The sequence below is a fragment of the Pseudomonas sp. W15Feb34 genome (assembly GCF_023127765.1).
Taxonomy (GTDB): Bacteria; Pseudomonadota; Gammaproteobacteria; order Pseudomonadales; family Pseudomonadaceae; genus Aquipseudomonas; species Aquipseudomonas synxantha_A.
This window is the reverse complement of record NZ_SPKN01000038.1, coordinates 12,878-30,112: the sequence shown is the minus strand read 5'-3', so window position 1 is coordinate 30,112 and position 17,235 is coordinate 12,878. Positions and strand designations below refer to the sequence as shown.

Sequence of the window (17,235 nt, the reverse complement as noted above, 5' to 3'; positions counted from 1 at the left end):
AAAAGCAGATCAAGATCAAGATCAAGAGCGGCTCGCTTCGCATCGTGGTTACTGTTGGCTGCTATCAAGTTGTGCAACGGGTCGGTCTATATCGCACCGGACGTTAATTGACACTTTTCAGATAATTAGTCGGCCACTGGTTAAACAAATAATGGCGTCATGATTAAGACATTTTCTGTCAACTATTCCGAATGGAAAGAAGGGGGGCCACTGTGAGAGATTTCGGCCGCAACACGTAACACTCTCACATAACTGATTATCAACAGGTGACTTATATGTCTTCCATAGAAAGCCTTCCCATCGGCGGTACATGGACCCAGTCCGAATTACGTGGCACAGACCAGCGCGAACGCCTGGAGGCCAGGCGCGGCGAGCCTTCAGTGCTGGTCGGCGGGGCAGGCGGCGACCAACTGGTGGGGCGTCAGGGTGCCAATACATTCAAATATGAAAAAAGCACCGACTCTCTCAGCGATGATCCGGACACGATCCTGAATTTCAATCCGAAAGAAGATGAGATCGATGTGTCCCTGATGTTAAAGGACCACGCTATATCGGCAATCAATATTCAACCAGGCCCGCCTGTGGAGGTGGGCGATGTGCAACTGAGCCACGCGTTCGGCGTGAGTACATTGACTATCAAAGTCAATGCCGAAGGGCCGAACTTTTCCGTACGCGTTGATGGTGTAAATCTGTTGCCGCAGCATATTAATTTCTTCCATTCGGATTAAGCCTACGGGTTCTCCAGGTCATGCCCCAGCGACTGGATAAACAGTGAAAACAACTCGGGCTGTGACGAGATATCGAGCTTGGCGTAAAGGTGCCTGCGGTGCACTTTGACCGTGTCCGGCGAGATATTGAGGCGTTCGGCCATGGCCTTGGAGGAAAAACCCCGCAACACCAGGCGAGCGATTTCCAGCTCGCGGTCCGACAGTACACCACTGCCGAAATGACTCAGCGCGTCCCGAATCTGACTGTCTATTGCCGGTGCTCGCTGAGTGCTTTGCTGCCAGTGCTGCTGCATCAATGGCAGCACCCAAGCAGCCAGTGTGGTCAACAGCCCGGTTTCCTCAAAGCTGAAGCGTCGCTGCATACCCAGGGACAGTGAAAGCGTGCCCGTGCCGGGCAATTGCAGGATCAACTGCACTTCGTCTTCCAGCACGTTGTCGTGGAAGTAGTTGAGGAAGTACTCACTCTGGCGAAAATGGTCCGGCGCCACTTCCTCCAGGCGGTACACGCCGCTGGCATAGTTCTCGCGGCACGCCTGGTAGAACGGGTCGAGCAGGTACAGACCGTTGAGGTACACCAGCATCGACGCCGGTTTGCTGCTGGGCTGGGCGTCGTACTCCTCAAGGGCCTGGGGCGGGCCGTCCAGCGGGTAGAAAATCGCCAGGGCGTTATCGAAGGGCAGGCATTGGTGCAATAACAGCACCAATTGTTTCCAGAACCGTTCGGTGCCGATTTGTGACAGGGTGCGCCCCAATCCCGCGTGCATGCCGATTTCCCGGAACAGGCTCATATCACTGGCTCCCCTCAAAAGATCGGCCAAGGGTTCGGCTTTTAGCCGGTACCGTCAAGGGGAGTACGCCAATAGGGGAATTGGCCTACCGGCCCGCCAGCCGATAACGTCGTCACTATTCAACGGGAAGCATATCCCGCACACACATCATTTTTCGTTTCTGCCTCACACCAAAAACAACGACAGAGGATAACGATATGAGCGCTACCCCCACGCCCGATGGCGTGCTCAAGCCCACCTTGAGCGTCTTTGATGTAGTGGCTATCACCGTTTCCGCGGTGACGCCGGCCAGTTCCGTATTTGTGATCGCCCCGTTCGCCATTCAGCAAGCGGGCAGCGGTGTGTTCCTGGCGTTTGTGATGGCCGGGCTGCTGGCGTTGATGTTCGCCTTCTGTTACGCCGAACTCGGACGCGCCCATAACAGTGCCGGTGGCGAGTATGTGTATGCCAAGCGCGTGTTTGGTGGCATGGCCGGCTACGCCACGTTCCTGACAGTGCTGGTGATGTTGTTGTTTATCCCGCCGGTATTGGCGACTGGTGCGGCGACTTATCTGAATAATGCCTTGGGCACGAACTTCGACTCCCAAACTGTCGCCCTGGTGATCGTGGTGTGCAGCTACGCCCTGGGCATTCTCAATATCAAGCTCAATGCCTGGATTACCGGCACCTGCCTGCTGTTGGAAGTGGCAGCGTTGCTGGTGATTGTGGTGATCGGCTTCGGCAACCCGGTGCAGCCGGCCAGCGTATTGTTCCAGCCGCAGATCGTCGAAAACGGCGTGTTGCACCTCGCGCCCTGGGCCCTGGTGATCGGTGCCGTCGGTATTGGCCTGTTCTCATTCAATGGCTACGGCCCGGCGGTGTTGCTGGCCGAAGACATGAAATGCGGCGGCAAGGGGGTACACAAGGCGGTGCTGTGGTCCCTGGGGTTGGTGGTGGTGATCGAACTGGTGCCAATCACCGCACTCTTGATCGGCGCGCCGTCCCTGAGTGAGATGATCAGCAGCCCCGACCCCATTGGCTATCTGTTGACCAGTCACGGTAATGAAACCCTGTCGCGGTTGGTCAGTGCCGGGATTTTCCTGTCGGTGTTCAACGCAATTGTGGCCATTGTCATCCAGATCGGCCGGGTGGTGTTCAGCAGCGGACGCGATGCACTGTGGACGCCGAGTATCAACAAGCTGTTCACGCGGATTCATCCGCGCTGGGATTCGCCGTGGCTGGCTACGTTGTTCCTGGCGATTCCTTCGGCGCTGTTGAGTTTCAGCTCGAACCTGGCGGATCTGACGTCGTTCAGCGTATTGCTGATCATGCTGGTGTACCTGGTGGTGGCGCTGAGCGCGCTGATGAGCCGGGTGCTGCTGCGTGATCGCGAACATCCCTATCGCATGCCATTGTGGCCGTTGCCGGCCGTGCTGGCGGTGCTCGGCGCGGGGTATCTGTTAGTGACCTTGATCCTTGAGGCGTCGATGCGCGACATCATGGTCATTATCGGCTTGCTGGCGCTGTCGGTGATTTTGTATTGCATCAGTGGCCGGTCGAGTCCGGTTTTTCAGAAATTGTAAGGAGTGGGTATGCGCGCACGTCAATTGGGTATCACGCTGGGGCTGGGCACGCCTGGCGAATTGAATGCCATCACCGATGTTCCCGGGGTTCGCGTCGGCCACACCACGCTCAAGACGCGTGTCGACGGCAAGCAGGTGCGTACCGGCGTGACGGTGGTCCAGCCACGCGCCGGTGAGGCCCGGCATCAACCCTGTTTTGCCGGGTACCACGTGCTGAACGGCAATGGTGATGCCACCGGCCTTGAGTGGATCAACGAGGCCGGATTGTTGACCACGCCGATGGCCATCACCAACACCCACAGCGTCGGGATCGTGCGTGACACCTTGATCGCCCTGGAGCGCGAACGCCTGCAAGACCCCGCGGTGTACTGGTGCATGCCGGTGGTCATGGAAACCTATGACGGCCTGCTCAACGATATCTGGGGCCAGCATGTGCAACCTGAGCATGTGCGCCAGGCACTCGACCATGCCGAAACCGGCCCGGTGCAGGAAGGCGCCGTGGGCGGCGGCACCGGGATGATCTGCCATGAGTTCAAGGGCGGCATCGGCAGCGCATCCCGGCGCTTGTCGGCGGAGCAGGGCGGCTGGACCGTCGGCGTATTGGTGCAGGCCAACCATGGCAAGCGCCAGGAGCTGCGGGTCGATGGCTACCCGGTGGGCCGACATTTGATGGACATCACTTCGCCCTTTGCCGAGCAGGGCACGCCCGGCATGGGGTCCATCGTGGTGATTATCGCCACCGACGCGCCGTTGCTGCCCCATCAGTGCCAACGCCTGGCGCAGCGGGCGTCCATCGGTATCGCACGCACCGGTGGCGGCACCGAGGATTCCAGCGGTGACTTGTTTCTGGCCTTTGCCACCGGTAATCAGGATTTGCCGCAGGCGGACTACGGGCGCAAGGACCTGCCGCTGCGTACCGCGTTGCATATGGTCAATAACGATCATATTTCTCCACTGTTCAGCGCGGCGGCGGAGGCAGTGGAAGAAGCAATCATCAACGCGATGCTGGCAGGGGAAGACATGACCACACAGGCGGGTGTCCAGGTGCCTGGCCTGGCCGGCGAGACCCTCTTGGCAGCATTGCACAAGTGTGGCTGGAGTGTGCCCCGGCAATAGGGGACACTGCACTTTAATAGTGCAAGTAGTGGCTATTTAATGCCGCTAATGACACCGTGACAATATATTGGATCCATTACTCAAGTGCGCCGCTCAACTTGGAGCGGCTTTACTGCTATTTAATATTTAAATAATGCGGCGCTCGAATTCGGCGGGTAAAAGCAAGCGTTCCCAGTAAACACTGCGTGGGACTTCCTCAAGTTGAACCTGTGTCACATTTTTGCTGTGGAAATAGATGTAGACGAAAGATTTCAAGTTGTGTCAGTTTTCTTACGCCTTCAAAAGAGGTGAGTGATAGGACTATCCTCGCCCGCGAGGTTCCTATCGAACAAAGACTGATGCACTTGCAAACAAGGAAGTACGTTTATGTCAAAAGTAAAAGACAAAGCTATTGTATCTGCCGCGCAAGCCAGCACTGCTTACTCGCAAATCGATAGCTTCAGCCATTTGTATGACCGTGGCGGTAACCTCACAGTCAATGGCAAACCGTCCTACACCGTGGACCAGGCAGCGACCCAGCTGCTGCGGGATGGCGCCGCGTATCGGGACTTTGATGGCAACGGCAAGATCGATCTGACCTACACCTTCCTCACCTCGGCTACCCAGAGCACCATGAACAAACATGGCATCTCAGGGTTCAGCCAGTTCAACGCCCAGCAGAAAGCACAGGCCGCACTGGCCATGCAATCCTGGTCGGATGTCGCCAACGTGACCTTTACCGAAAAGGCTTCCGGCGGTGACGGTCACATGACCTTCGGCAACTACAGCAGCGGCCAGGACGGCGCCGCGGCCTTCGCTTACCTGCCCGGCACCGGTGCGGGCTACGATGGCACCTCGTGGTACCTGACCAACAACAGCTACACGCCGAACAAGACTCCGGACCTGAACAACTATGGTCGGCAGACCCTGACCCACGAAATCGGCCACACCCTGGGCCTGGCTCACCCTGGCGACTACAACGCCGGGAACGGCAACCCGACCTATAACGACGCGACCTATGGACAGGACACGCGTGGCTATAGCCTCATGAGTTACTGGAGCGAGAGCAACACCAACCAGAACTTCAGCAAAGGTGGCGTCGAGGCTTACGCTTCCGGCCCGCTGATCGACGACATCGCCGCGATCCAGAAGCTCTATGGTGCCAACCTCAACACCCGCGCCGGCGACACCACCTACGGGTTCAACTCCAACACCGGGCGTGATTTCCTCAGCGCCACATCCAACGCCGACAAGCTGGTGTTCTCGGTGTGGGACGGTGGCGGCAACGACACCCTGGACTTCTCTGGCTTCACTCAAAACCAGAAGATCAACCTCACTGCCACCTCGTTCTCCGATGTTGGCGGCCTGGTCGGCAACGTGTCGATCGCCAAGGGCGTCACCATCGAGAACGCATTCGGCGGTTCGGGCAACGACCTGATCATTGGTAACCAAGTCGCCAACACCATCAAGGGCGGGGCCGGCAACGACCTCATCTACGGCGGCGGCGGTGCGGACCAACTGTGGGGCGGGGCCGGCAGCGATACCTTCGTGTACGGTGCCAGTTCCGATTCCAAGCCAGGGGCTGCGGACAAGATCTTTGACTTCACCTCCGGTTCCGACAAGATCGATCTGTCGGGCATCACCAAGGGGGCGGGCTTGAGCTTCGTCAATGCGTTCACCGGCCATGCCGGCGATGCTGTGCTGAGCTATGCCTCGGGTACTAACCTGGGCACCTTGGCCGTGGACTTCTCCGGGCACGGCGTGGCGGATTTCCTCGTCACCACCGTTGGCCAGGCAGCCGTCAGCGACATCGTGGCCTGATGCACGGCGCGGCGCCTCGGCGCCGCGCTCCAGGATGGAGCTTTATATGCCACGTTTTTCTCATTTGATCGCCTGTGCTTCGCAGGTGTTGTTCGTTTTGGCAGGAGCCCACGCAATGGCTAGCAGTCTTGTATTACCGACCTCCGCCCAGTTGGCCGGGCATTGGCAATTGAAGCAGCAGGACCAGGTATGCGCGCTGGATTTATTGGAACAGGCCAATGCCCTGGGAGGCGATATCGCTTGTGTGGAGCAATTGCTGGGCGACAAGCCACAGACGTGGTCGCCAACGCCGGACGGCATTTGGCTGTTTAACGCCGAAGGCTCAGGGATCACGCATTTGAATCGCCAGAAAGAAGGCGAATATCAAGCCCGCACTAAAACCGGGCAAGTTGTCGAGCTGAAACGAATGCCTTAGTTAAAAGTTATAAGCATATAACTCGATTTAGCAGTTGGCCGTGCGCTTCGTCGGCAGGGCGACTATTACGTGCAGTGCGCTCCAGGAAGATAAAACAATATGGCGAAGTCCCAAGGGGTTGCGCCCTTATTCAGGGCGCTGGGTGAATACAAGAGTATTTTGATCAGCGTCGGCTGTTTCACGGCATTGATTAACCTGCTGATGCTGGTGCCGTCGATTTACATGTTGCAAGTGTATGACCGTGTGTTGTCCTCCCAGAATGAAACCACCCTGGTGATGTTGACGCTGATGGTCGTGGGCTTCTTTGCGTTTATTGGCCTGCTTGAAGTTATCCGCAGCTTTATCGTGATTCGCATTGGCAGCCAGTTGGAGCGGCGTTTCAATCTGCGCGTGTACAAGGCCGCATTCGAACGCAACCTGCAACGCGGCCAGGGTCATGCCGGGCAATCACTGGGCGACCTGACCGCGCTGCGTCAATTCATCACCGGGCCTGCGTTGTTCGCGTTCTTTGATGCGCCATGGTTCCCGATCTATCTGTTCGTGATTTTCCTCTTCAACGTGTGGCTCGGCGTGCTGGCCACGGCTGGCGCGGCATTGCTGATTGCCCTGGCTTGCCTGAATGAATACCTGACCAAAAAACCATTGGGCGAGGCGGGTGTGTTTTCCCAGCAGTCAACCCAATTGGCCACCAGCCACCTGCACAACGCCGAGACGATCCAGGCGATGGGTATGCTCGGTGCATTGCGCAAACGCTGGTTCGGGGTGCATTCGCAGTTTCTGGGCTTCCAGAACACCGCCAGCGATACCGGGTCGGTCATTACCTCTCTGAGCAAATCCCTGCGCCTGTGCCTGCAATCTTTGGTATTGGGGCTGGGCGCCTACCTGGTGATCAAGGGCCAGATGACCGCCGGGATGATGATCGCAGGCTCCATCCTGATGGGCCGCGTACTCAGCCCCATCGACCAACTGATCGCGGTGTGGAAGCAATGGAGTTCGGCCAAGCTGGCTTACCAGCGCCTTGATGGGCTGCTGCGTGAATTCCCGCCAGAGGGCGAGCAAATGGCCTTGCCGGCGCCCAAGGGTCAGGTCAGTTTCGAACAGGTCAGTGCTGGCCCACCGGGGCGGCACATGGCGACCTTGCATCAAGTCAGTTTCAACCTGGCGGCCGGTGAAGTGCTGGGCGTGCTGGGCGCGTCGGGCTCCGGCAAGTCCACCCTGGCCCGCGTGCTGGTGGGCGTGTGGCCGACCCTGGCCGGCACCGTGCGGCTGGACGGCGCGGACATTCACCGTTGGGACCGCGACGACCTCGGCCCGCACATCGGCTATTTGCCCCAGGACATCGAGCTGTTCAGCGGCAGCATCGCCGACAACATCGCACGCTTTCGCGAGGCCGACCCGGAGCTGGTGGTCAAGGCCGCGCAACAGGCCGGTGTGCATGAACTGATCCTGCGCCTGCCCCAAGGCTACGACACGGTGCTGGGCGACAACGGCGGCGGCCTGTCCGGTGGCCAGAAACAACGTGTAGCCCTGGCCCGCGCCCTGTACGGCGGGCCGCGCCTGATCGTGCTGGATGAGCCCAACTCCAACCTCGATACGGTCGGCGAAGCGGCGTTGGCCAGCGCCATCGTGCAGATGAAAGCCCAAGGCAGCAGCGTCGTGCTGGTGACGCATCGCTCCTCGGCATTGGCCCAGGCCGACAAATTGCTGGTGCTCGGCGAAGGCCATCTGCAAGCGTTCGGGCCCAGCCAGGAAGTGCTGCGGGCGTTGTCCGGGCAACAGCAGGAAGCGCCGAAAGAGAAAACCGGTGTCAGTTTCAGTCGTCAGTACCCGGCCGCAAGGAACCCAGGCGCATGAGCAGTATTACGGTAGAACCTCGTTTCAAAGAGCGCGATGCCCGCTTCTTCGTGCGTATGGGCTGGCTGATGACGGTCGTCGGTGCCGGTGGTTTTTTCCTCTGGGCCAGCCTGGCACCGTTGGATCAGGGCATCCCGGTGCAAGGCACCGTGGTGGTGTCGGGCAAGCGCAAGGCCGTGCAAACCTTCAGCCCCGGTGTGGTCAGCCGCATCCTGGTCAAGGAGGGCGAATTGGTCAAGCAAGGCCAGCCGTTGTTTCGTCTCGACCAGACCCAGAACCAGGCCGACGTGCAATCCCTGCAAGCGCAGTACCGCATGGCCTGGGCCAGTGTGGCGCGTTGGCAGAGCGAGCGCGACAATCTGCCGAGCATTACCTTTCCCACCGAGCTGAGCGCCAATCCTGATCCAGCCCTGGCGTTGGTGCTGGAAGGCCAGCGCCAGCTGTTCAGCAGCCGCCGCGACGCCTTCGCCCGTGAACAAGCCGGGATTCGCGCCAGCATCGAAGGCGCTACCTCCCAGTTGAGCGGTATGCGCCGTGCCCGCAGTGACTTGACCGCCCAGGCCCAATCCCTGCGCGCGCAACTGAGCAATCTGCAACCCTTGGCCGACAACGGCTACATCCCGCGCAACCGGCTGATGGACTACCAGCGCCAGTTGTCTCAGGTGCAGCAGGACCTGGCGCAAAACGCCGGTGAAAGCGGCCGGATAGAGCAGGGCATTGTCGAGTCGCGGCTCAAATTGCAGCAGCACAGCGAGGAGTATCAAAAAGAGGTGCGCAGCCAATTGGCCGACGCGCAATTGCGCAGCCTGACCCTGGAGCAGCAACTCACGTCTGCGGGGTTCAACCTGCAACACAGCGAAATCAACGCGCCGGCCGATGGCATCGCCGTCAACCTCAGCGTGCACACCGAAGGCGCCGTGGTGCGCGCCGGGGAAACCCTGTTGGAAATCGTGCCCCAGGGCACGCGCCTGGAAGTGGAAGGGCATCTACCGGTGCATCTGGTGGACAAGGTCGGCACGCACTTGCCCGTCGATATCCTCTTCACCGCCTTCAACCAGAGCCGCACGCCACGGGTGCCGGGCGAAGTCAGCCTGATTTCCGCCGACCAGATGCTCGATGAAAAAACCGGCGCGCCGTATTACGTGCTGCGCACCAGCGTCAGCGACGCGGCGATGGAAAAACTCCACGGTTTGGTGATCAAGCCCGGTATGCCTGCCGAGATGTTCGTGCGTACCGGCGAGCGGTCATTGCTCAATTACCTGTTCAAGCCGCTGCTGGATCGCGCCGGCTCCGCGTTGACTGAGGAATGAGCATGAAGCCAGTGTTCATTTCGCTATTGCTGGTGTGTGGCAGTGCCCAGGCCGCCATGGGCCCGTTCGATGTTTACGAGCAGGCGCTGCGCAACGATCCGGTGTTCCTCGGCGCGATCAAGGAGCGCGACGCCGGCCTGGAAAACCGCACCATCGGCCGCGCCGGGCTGCTGCCGAGGCTGTCCTACAACTACAACAAGGGCCGCAACAACTCCGAGGCGCATCTGCCCGACGGGCGCGGCGGCAGCTATAGGGACGACCGCAACTACAACAGCTACGGCTCCACCTTCAGCCTGCAACAACCGTTGTTTGATTACGAAGCCTATGCCAACTACCGCAAGGGCGTGGCCCAGGCGCTGTTTGCCGATGAAAGCTTTCGCGACAAGAGCCAGGCGCTGCTGGTGCGGGTGTTGAGCTATTACACCCAGGCGTTGTTTGCCCAGGATCAGATCGACATCGCCCGGGCAAAGAAAAAGGCCTTCGAGCAGCAATTCCAGCAGAACGAGCACTTGTTCAAGGCCGGCGAGGGCACGCGCACGGACATCCTTGAAGCCGAGTCGCGCTACGAGCTGGCCACTGCCGAAGAGATCCAGGCCCTGGATGAGCAGGATGCGTCACTCAGGGAGCTGGGCGCGTTGATCGGCGTGCAAAGCGTCAACATCAACGACCTGGCGCCGCTGAACCAGAGCTTTGCCGCGTTCACCCTGACCCCGGCCAATTACGACACCTGGCATGAACTGGCGCTCACCAACAACCCGGTACTGGCTTCACAGCGCCAGTCGCTGGAAGTGGCGCGCTATGAAGTGGAACGCAACCGTGCCGGGCATTTGCCGCGAATCACCGCGTATGCCACGTCGCGCAAACAGGAGTCCGACAGCGGCAACACCTACAACCAGCGCTACGACACCAACACTATTGGCGTCGAAGTGAGCATGCCGCTGTATGCCGGTGGCGGTATTTCGGCCTCCACCCGCCAGGCCAGCCGCGCAATGGAGCAGGCCGAGTACGAGCTGGAAGGCAAGACCCGCGAAACCCTGATCGAGCTGCGCCGCCAGTTCAGTGCATGTCTGTCGGGCGTGAGCAAGCTGCGTGCCTACCAGAAGGCATTGGTATCCGCCGAGGCGCTGGTGGTGTCGACCAAGCAGAGCATCCTTGGTGGCGAGCGGGTCAACCTTGATGCGCTGAATGCCGAGCAGCAGCTCTACAGCACTCGCCGCGACCTGGCCCAGGCGCGGTACGACTACCTGATGGCCTGGACCAAATTGCACTACTACGCGGGCAACTTGCGCGACACCGACCTGGCCAAGGTAGACGAGGCCTTCGGCCCGGATAAAAACCTTTAGGAGTTCGCTCCTATAAGGGGAATAACAATAATCAGGAGTGTGCAGATGATCACTGATTCACAGCGTTTCAAACCCTTCACCGCAGGTTCATTGCTGTTGTTGTCCGTTGCGGCACAGGCGCAATACACCGAGACCGGCCAAGCGGGTAACCCGGCCAGTTGGCGTTCGGCCGAATACCAAAGCGATTGGGGCCTGGGCCGTATGAAGGCCGATGAAGCCTACGCCGCCGGGATCAGTGGCCAAGGCGTGAAAATCGGCGCGCTGGACTCGGGCTTCGATGCCAATCACCCCGAAGCCTCCAAAGACCGCTTTCATGCGGTGACCGCCACCGGCACCTATGTCGACGGCAGCGCGTTCAGCACCACGGGCGCGCTCAACCCCAACAACGATTCCCACGGTACTCATGTCACCGGCACCATGGGCGCCGCCCGCGACGGCGTGGGCATGCACGGCGTGGCGTACAACGCGCAAGTCTATGTGGGCAACACCAACGCCAACGACAGCTTCCTGTTCGGCCCGACGCCAGACCCCAAGTACTTCAAGACGGTATACACCGCGATGGTGGATTCCGGCGTGCGCGCCATCAACAACAGTTGGGGCAGCCAGCCCAAGGATGTCAGCTACCAGACCCTCGGTGACCTGCACGCCGCCTACGCCCAGCACTACAACCGTGGCACCTGGCTGGACGCCGCGGCGGATGTGGCCAAGGCCGGGGTGATCAACGTGTTCAGCGCCGGCAACAGCGGCTATGCCAATGCCAGCGTGCGCTCGGCCTTGCCGTATTTTCAGCCGGAACTGGAAGGCCACTGGCTGGCGGTGTCGGGGCTGGATAAGGCTAATAACCAGAAATACAACAAGTGCGGTATCGCCAAATACTGGTGCATTTCCACGCCCGGCGCGCTGATCAACAGCACCATTCCCGACGGTGGTTATGGGGTCAAATCCGGCACCTCGATGTCGGCACCCCATGCCACCGGGGCGTTGGCGCTGGTGATGGAGCGCTATCCCTATATGACCAACGAGCAAGCGTTGCAGGTGTTGCTGACCACTGCCACGCAGCTTGACGGTTCGATCACCCAGGCGCCCAACGCAATCGTCGGTTGGGGCGTGCCGGACCTCGGCCGGGCGATGCACGGCCCGGGGCAATTGCTGGGAGCCATGGATGTGAACCTGGCAGCCGGGCAGGGTGATGTGTGGAGCAACGGTATCTCCGACCAGGCCTTGCTTGCGCGCCAGGCCGAGGACCGCGCCGAGCACAGCGCCTGGCAGCAAACCCTGATCGACAAGGGCTGGCAGAACGGCGTGAGCGCCACCGCCAGCCAGCAGGACCAGACCGACTACGCCATTGGCAACGCCCGCGACCAGGCAGCGGCGAACCGTGTGTATGAAGGCAGCCTGATCAAATCTGGCGCCGGCAGCCTGGTCCTCAGCGGTGACAGCACCTATCGGGGCGCCACTATCGTCAATGGCGGCCTGCTCGCGGTGAACGGTTCGCTGACCTCGGCGGTCACGGTGAATGACAGCGGCACCCTTGGCGGTTCCGGGCGTATCGCCGCGTTGTCGGTAAACAACGGCGGCCGCGTGGCACCGGGCAATTCCGTGGGCACCTTGCAGGTAGCGGGAGATGTGAACCTCGGCGCGGGCTCGACCTATGCAGTGGAACTGACGCCCACCAGCAGCGACCGTATTGTCGCGGGCGGCAAGGCGGTCCTGGGCGGCGGCACCGTCACCTTGGCGCTGGAAAACAGCCCCACGTTACTCAGTCAAAGTCAGGTCCAAAGCCTGATTGGCCGGCAATACTCGATCCTTGAGGCCGCGGGCGGCATCCAGGGCCAGTTTGGCCAAGTGCTACCCAACTACCTGTTCCTCGGTGGCACCCTCGACTATGCCGCCAACGCTGTGCAACTGAACGTGGGGCGCAACGATGCGAGTTTTGCCAGCGTCGCCGCCACCCGTAACCAGCGCAACGTGGCGGCGGCTGCCGAACAATTGGGCGCCAGCAACCCGGTGTATGAAAGCCTGTTGCAGTCGCAGTCAGTCGCCACCGCCCAGCAGGGTTTGCAGCAACTGTCCGGTGAAATCTACCCCGCCGTGGGTGCGATGCTGATCAACGACAGCCTGCAACTGCGCAATGCCGTGGGCGAGCGCCTGCGCCACGTACCAGTGAGCGGCGAAAGCAACCTGTGGTTCAAGGCGCTCGGTGCCTGGGGCAAGAGTGACAGCCGCAGCGAAACGGCCGGTTCGACCACCTCCATCGGCGGCCTGCTGGCGGGCGTGGATGGCGCACTGGATGAGCAGACCCGCGTGGGTGTGGTCGCCGGTTACAGCGACAGCTCCTTGAATATGGGCAGCGGCCCGCACTCATCGGCATCCATCGACAGCTACCACTTCGGCGCGTATGCCGGGCGCGAGCTGGGCGACTGGCGCTTGAGTGTCGGCGGTGCCTACAGCTGGCATCGCGGGGATGTGAAGCGCGACCTGCAATGGGGTGATGTCAGCGGCAAGCAAAAAACCAAGCTGGATGCGACCACAGCGCAAGTCTTCACCGAAGCAGCGTACCGCATCCGCCTGCAAGCGGTGGCCTTGGAACCGTTCGCCAACCTGGCCTATGTGCACCTGAACAGCGAGTCGTTCCACGAAAAAGGCGATGCCGCCGCCCTGGAACGCGGCAGTGACCGCCGCGATGCGGTGCTCAGCACCCTTGGCGTACGGGCATTGAAAACCCTGGCCCTCAATGACCACCAGCAACTGGAACTCTCCGGTTCGTTGGGCTGGCAACACAGCCTCACCGCCGTGGAATCCGAAGAGCACTTGGCGTTTGTCGCAGGCGGGCCTTCATTCGCCGTGCGCAGTGCGCCGTTGCTGCGTGACGCTGCTTTGGTGGGGCTGCAAGCCAGCCTGGCGCTGAATGCCGCGACGCGGGTCAACCTGGATTACAACGGCCAGTTGGGTGGCCGCGCGAAAACCCAGGGTGTGGGTTTGAGCCTGAACTGGCAGTTCTGAAGACACCGCGAACAAAAAATGTGGGAGCAGGCAAGCCAGCGCCCACATTGAATCGGCGGTGTTCTGGAGAAAGTGATTTACACACGTGCAATAAGAAAACTAAGGAAGGTCACCGTGAAAAAACGCAAGTCAGGGTTAACTACCGCCATCCACACCGGCCCGGGCTACCCGCTCAAGGCGCTGAGCTGCGTGCCATACGGCGCGTTGCTGTGTTGCCTGGCAAGCCTGGGAACCGCTCAGGCTGCACCCTATGTGGAAACCGGCAAGCTGGGTGATGCCGCCAGTTGGCGCAGCAACGAGTTCAAGGCCGACTGGGGCTTGGGCGCCGTGCATGCCGACACCGCGTATGCCGCCGGCTACACCGGCAAGGGCGTCAAGCTGGGGATCTTCGACCAGCCGGTGTACGCCCAGCATCCGGAATTCGCCAGCCCCGACAAGGTGGTGACGATTGTCACCGAGGGCATTCGCCAATACACCGACCCGTATATCCCGGTGAAAGCCGGTGATGCGTTCCGCTACGACGGCACGCCGTCCAAGGACTCCAACGGCAAGCTGGGTAACCACGGCACCCACGTCGGCGGCATTGCTGCGGGTAACCGCGATGGCGGGCCGATGCATGGCGTGGCGTTCAATGCGCAAATCCTCACCGCCGAAAACGGTGACCCGGGCCCGGAAGACGGGATTATCCTCGGCAACGATGGCGCGGTGTACAAGGCCGGCTGGGACGGGTTGGTTGCCAGCGGTGCACGCATCATCAACAACAGCTGGGGTATCGGCATCGGTGACCAGTACGCCAAGGGCGGCCGCGATCCGGCGTTCCCCAATTTCACCGTGAATGAAGCCCAGGCGCAGTTCAATACGATCCGGCCGATCCTCGGCACGATCGCAGGTGGTGCTTATCAAGGCGCCATCGACGCGGCCCGCAGTGGTGTGCTGACCATCTTTGCCGCCGGTAACGACTACAACCGCAACAACCCGGACGCGATTTCCGGCCTGGCGTACTTTGTGCCGGAGATTGCGCCGAACTGGCTGTCGGTGGCGGCATTGCAGCAGAACCCGGACACCGCCAGCCCTGATCCGTATGTGATCAGCACCTTCTCTTCACGTTGCGGCTATGCGGCGAGTTTTTGCGTGTCGGCACCCGGTACCAAGATCTACAGCTCGATCATCAACGGCACCGACCTGAACAACCTGACCACCGACTGGGCCAACAAAAACGGCACCTCCATGGCCGCCCCCCATGTGGCGGGTGCAGCAGCGGTGCTGATGGAGCGCTTCGAGTACATGAGTGGCGACCAGATCTCCACGGTGCTCAAGACCACGGCCACTGACCTCGGCGCGCCGGGTATCGACTCGCTGTATGGCTGGGGCATGATCAACCTGGGCAAGGCGGTCAACGGCCCGGGGATGTTTATCACCGCCGAGGACATTCCTGCCGAGTTCCGCATTGAGGGCGCCTATGGCAGCGGGCAGTTCGTCGCGGACCTGCCGGGCGTCGGTGCGGTGGTGGACGCGGGCAAACCGACCCAGCGCATTTGCAACGACGTGCACTGCGGGCTGGATGTGTGGAGCAACAACATTTCAGGCCATGGCGGCTTGACCAAGCAGGGCATCGGCACCCTGGTGCTGGCCGGCGCCAACACCTACAGCGGCCCGACCCTGGTCAATCAGGGCTTGCTGGCGGTCAACGGTTCGGTCACCTCCGATGTCATCGTCAGCCAGACCGGCGTAATCGGTGGCTCGGGGCGTATCGGCTCGCTGACGGCAAATAGCGGCGGCGCCGTGGCGCCGGGCAATTCCATTGGCACCCTGAACGTGGCAGGTAATGTCACCTTCAACCCGGGCTCGACCTACGCCGTGGAATTATCGCCTGCCAGCAGCGACCGTATCGTCGCCGGGGGTACCGCCACGCTCAATGGCGGCACCGTAACCCTGGCCCTGGAAAACAGCCCGACACTGTTGAGTGCAACCCAGGCCCAAAGCCTGATCGGCCGTCAGTACAACATCCTGCAAGCGGCGGGCGGTGTCACCGGCAGTTTTGGTGCTGTACTGCCCAACTATCTGTTTGTCGGCGGCACCTTGAATTACGCGGCCAACGGTGTGCAGTTAGACGTGACACGCACCAACAGCTTCGCCAGTGTTGCTGCTACACCGAACCAACGCGCCGTGGCCGCAGCCGCTGAGCAATTGGGTGCGGGCAATGGCGTGTATGAAAGCTTGCTGTTGGCACCGACGGCCGCTTCGGCCCAGGGCGCGTTCCAGCAACTGAGCGGTGAAGTCTATCCGGCGCTGCAAACTGCATTGGTCAATGACAGCCGTTATGTACGCGAAGCAGTGGGCGAGCGCTTGCGCAATGGCGAGATGGGCGCAACCAGCCAAGCCATCGACAGCCGTGGCAACGTATGGGTCAAGGCCCTGGGCGCCTGGGGCAAGACCGACAGCCGCAGCGACACCGCTGGCTATAACACCTCCATCGGCGGGATGCTTGCCGGGGTGGACGGTGCCCTCGACGACGCCACGCGCATTGGCCTGGTCGCGGGTTACAGCGATACCTCGCTGAACATGGGCAGTGACACCCATAGCCGCGCCTCGGTCGACAGCTACCACTTCGGTGCTTATGCCGGGCATGAAATCGGCGCCTGGCGCCTGAGCGGTGGGGCGACCTACAGCTGGCACCGCGCCGATGTGAAGCGCGACCTGCAATACGGCGATGTCGCCGGCAAGCAAAAGGCCAAGGTCGATGCGCACAGCACCCAGGTGTTCACCGAAGCGGCGTATCGCATCAACCTGCAACCGCTGGCCCTGGAGCCGTTCGCCAACCTGGCCTATGTGCACCTGGACACGGACAGCTTCAAAGAGAAGGGCGATGCCGCTGCGCTGAAAAGTGGCGACGACAGCCGCGACCTGGTGTTGAGCACCTTGGGTGTGCGCGCCTTGAAGACCTTCAACGTCAACGACCACCAGCAATTGGAAGTCTCCGGCACTCTGGGCTGGCAGCACAACCTGAGCAGCACCGATTCCGAGCAACACCTGGCGTTTGCCTCGGGTGGCCCGTCGTTCGCGGTCGAAAGTGCGCCGATGGTGCGGGATGCCGCACTGGTTGGGGCACGGGTCAGCCTGGCGTTGAGCAAGGATGCGCGGGTGAACTTTGACTACAACGGCCTGCTGGCCAGCAAAGAGAAGGTGCACGGCGTCGGCTTGAGCCTGGACTGGGCGTTCTAAAGGTCAGGTGTAGTTGGTTGTGGCGAGGGAGCAAGCTCCCTCGCCACAGAAGCTCGCTCCTACAGTAGGTAACGGATAACAGGTGTTTTGGCTT

The 17,235-nt window shown here is 60.9% G+C and carries 11 protein-coding genes; 10 read left to right on the top strand and 1 reads right to left on the bottom strand.

Translation table 11 applies throughout. From position 1 onward, the window contains the following. Window positions 1–275 precede the first annotated feature (275 nt). Window positions 276–728: a M10 family metallopeptidase C-terminal domain-containing protein gene (locus E4O97_RS18640; protein ID WP_032875250.1), complete on the top strand. Its 453-nt coding sequence runs from the start codon at window positions 276–278 to the stop codon at window positions 726–728. Window positions 729–730: 2 nt separating this feature from the next. On the opposite strand, the gene E4O97_RS18635 is transcribed toward E4O97_RS18640, so the two are convergent. Next, complete coding sequence (locus E4O97_RS18635; RefSeq protein ID WP_078821398.1) at window positions 731–1,516, bottom strand: LuxR C-terminal-related transcriptional regulator; 786 nt, start codon at window positions 1,514–1,516, stop codon at window positions 731–733. 197 nt (window positions 1,517–1,713) lie between these two features. Here E4O97_RS18635 and E4O97_RS18630 point away from each other — a divergent pair, with 197 nt between their 5' ends. The 9 genes from E4O97_RS18630 (at window position 1,714) to E4O97_RS18590 (ending at window position 17,141) form a co-directional block, all read left to right on the top strand. After that, complete coding sequence (locus E4O97_RS18630; RefSeq protein WP_005788456.1) at window positions 1,714–3,078, top strand: APC family permease; 1,365 nt, start codon at window positions 1,714–1,716, stop codon at window positions 3,076–3,078. Between the two features lie 9 nt (window positions 3,079–3,087). After that, on the top strand, window positions 3,088–4,194 hold the full coding sequence (locus E4O97_RS18625) for a P1 family peptidase (RefSeq protein ID WP_148853203.1): 1,107 nt from the start codon (window positions 3,088–3,090) through the stop codon (window positions 4,192–4,194). A 366-nt stretch (window positions 4,195–4,560) separates the two neighbouring features. Next, window positions 4,561–5,994, top strand: a complete 1,434-nt coding sequence (locus tag E4O97_RS18620; RefSeq protein ID WP_005788454.1) for a serralysin family metalloprotease — start codon at window positions 4,561–4,563, stop codon at window positions 5,992–5,994. Between the two features lie 46 nt (window positions 5,995–6,040). Beyond that, window positions 6,041–6,409 (top strand): AprI/Inh family metalloprotease inhibitor, encoded by a 369-nt coding sequence (locus E4O97_RS18615; RefSeq protein ID WP_248161919.1) that lies wholly within the window; start codon window positions 6,041–6,043, stop codon window positions 6,407–6,409. Window positions 6,410–6,508: 99 nt separating this feature from the next. Next, window positions 6,509–8,263: a type I secretion system permease/ATPase gene (locus E4O97_RS18610; protein ID WP_078821396.1), complete on the top strand. Its 1,755-nt coding sequence runs from the start codon at window positions 6,509–6,511 to the stop codon at window positions 8,261–8,263. After that, window positions 8,260–9,573, top strand: coding sequence for an HlyD family type I secretion periplasmic adaptor subunit (locus E4O97_RS18605; protein ID WP_005788451.1), 1,314 nt, complete (start codon window positions 8,260–8,262; stop codon window positions 9,571–9,573). The genes E4O97_RS18610 and E4O97_RS18605 overlap by 4 nt, the downstream gene beginning before the upstream one ends. A 2-nt stretch (window positions 9,574–9,575) precedes the next feature. Then, window positions 9,576–10,916 (top strand): TolC family outer membrane protein, encoded by a 1,341-nt coding sequence (locus E4O97_RS18600; RefSeq protein ID WP_005788450.1) that lies wholly within the window; start codon window positions 9,576–9,578, stop codon window positions 10,914–10,916. Window positions 10,917–10,961: 45 nt separating this feature from the next. Further along, complete coding sequence (locus tag E4O97_RS18595) at window positions 10,962–13,919, top strand: autotransporter serine protease (protein ID WP_248161916.1); 2,958 nt, start codon at window positions 10,962–10,964, stop codon at window positions 13,917–13,919. A 114-nt stretch (window positions 13,920–14,033) separates the two neighbouring features. Continuing rightward, complete coding sequence (locus E4O97_RS18590) at window positions 14,034–17,141, top strand: autotransporter serine protease (RefSeq protein WP_216091335.1); 3,108 nt, start codon at window positions 14,034–14,036, stop codon at window positions 17,139–17,141. The last annotated feature ends 94 nt before the right edge of the window (window positions 17,142–17,235 follow it).

Coding starts and splice junctions, on each gene's coding strand:
- E4O97_RS18600 (WP_005788450.1), top strand. CDS start 9,576: ATGAAGCCAGTGTTCATTTCGCTATTGCTGGTGTGTGGCAGTGCCCAG.
- E4O97_RS18610 (WP_078821396.1), top strand. CDS start 6,509: ATGGCGAAGTCCCAAGGGGTTGCGCCCTTATTCAGGGCGCTGGGTGAA.
- E4O97_RS18615 (WP_248161919.1), top strand. CDS start 6,041: ATGCCACGTTTTTCTCATTTGATCGCCTGTGCTTCGCAGGTGTTGTTC.
- E4O97_RS18605 (WP_005788451.1), top strand. CDS start 8,260: ATGAGCAGTATTACGGTAGAACCTCGTTTCAAAGAGCGCGATGCCCGC.
- E4O97_RS18595 (WP_248161916.1), top strand. CDS start 10,962: ATGATCACTGATTCACAGCGTTTCAAACCCTTCACCGCAGGTTCATTG.
- E4O97_RS18625 (WP_148853203.1), top strand. CDS start 3,088: ATGCGCGCACGTCAATTGGGTATCACGCTGGGGCTGGGCACGCCTGGC.
- E4O97_RS18635 (WP_078821398.1), bottom strand. CDS start 1,516: ATGAGCCTGTTCCGGGAAATCGGCATGCACGCGGGATTGGGGCGCACC.
- E4O97_RS18620 (WP_005788454.1), top strand. CDS start 4,561: ATGTCAAAAGTAAAAGACAAAGCTATTGTATCTGCCGCGCAAGCCAGC.
- E4O97_RS18640 (WP_032875250.1), top strand. CDS start 276: ATGTCTTCCATAGAAAGCCTTCCCATCGGCGGTACATGGACCCAGTCC.
- E4O97_RS18630 (WP_005788456.1), top strand. CDS start 1,714: ATGAGCGCTACCCCCACGCCCGATGGCGTGCTCAAGCCCACCTTGAGC.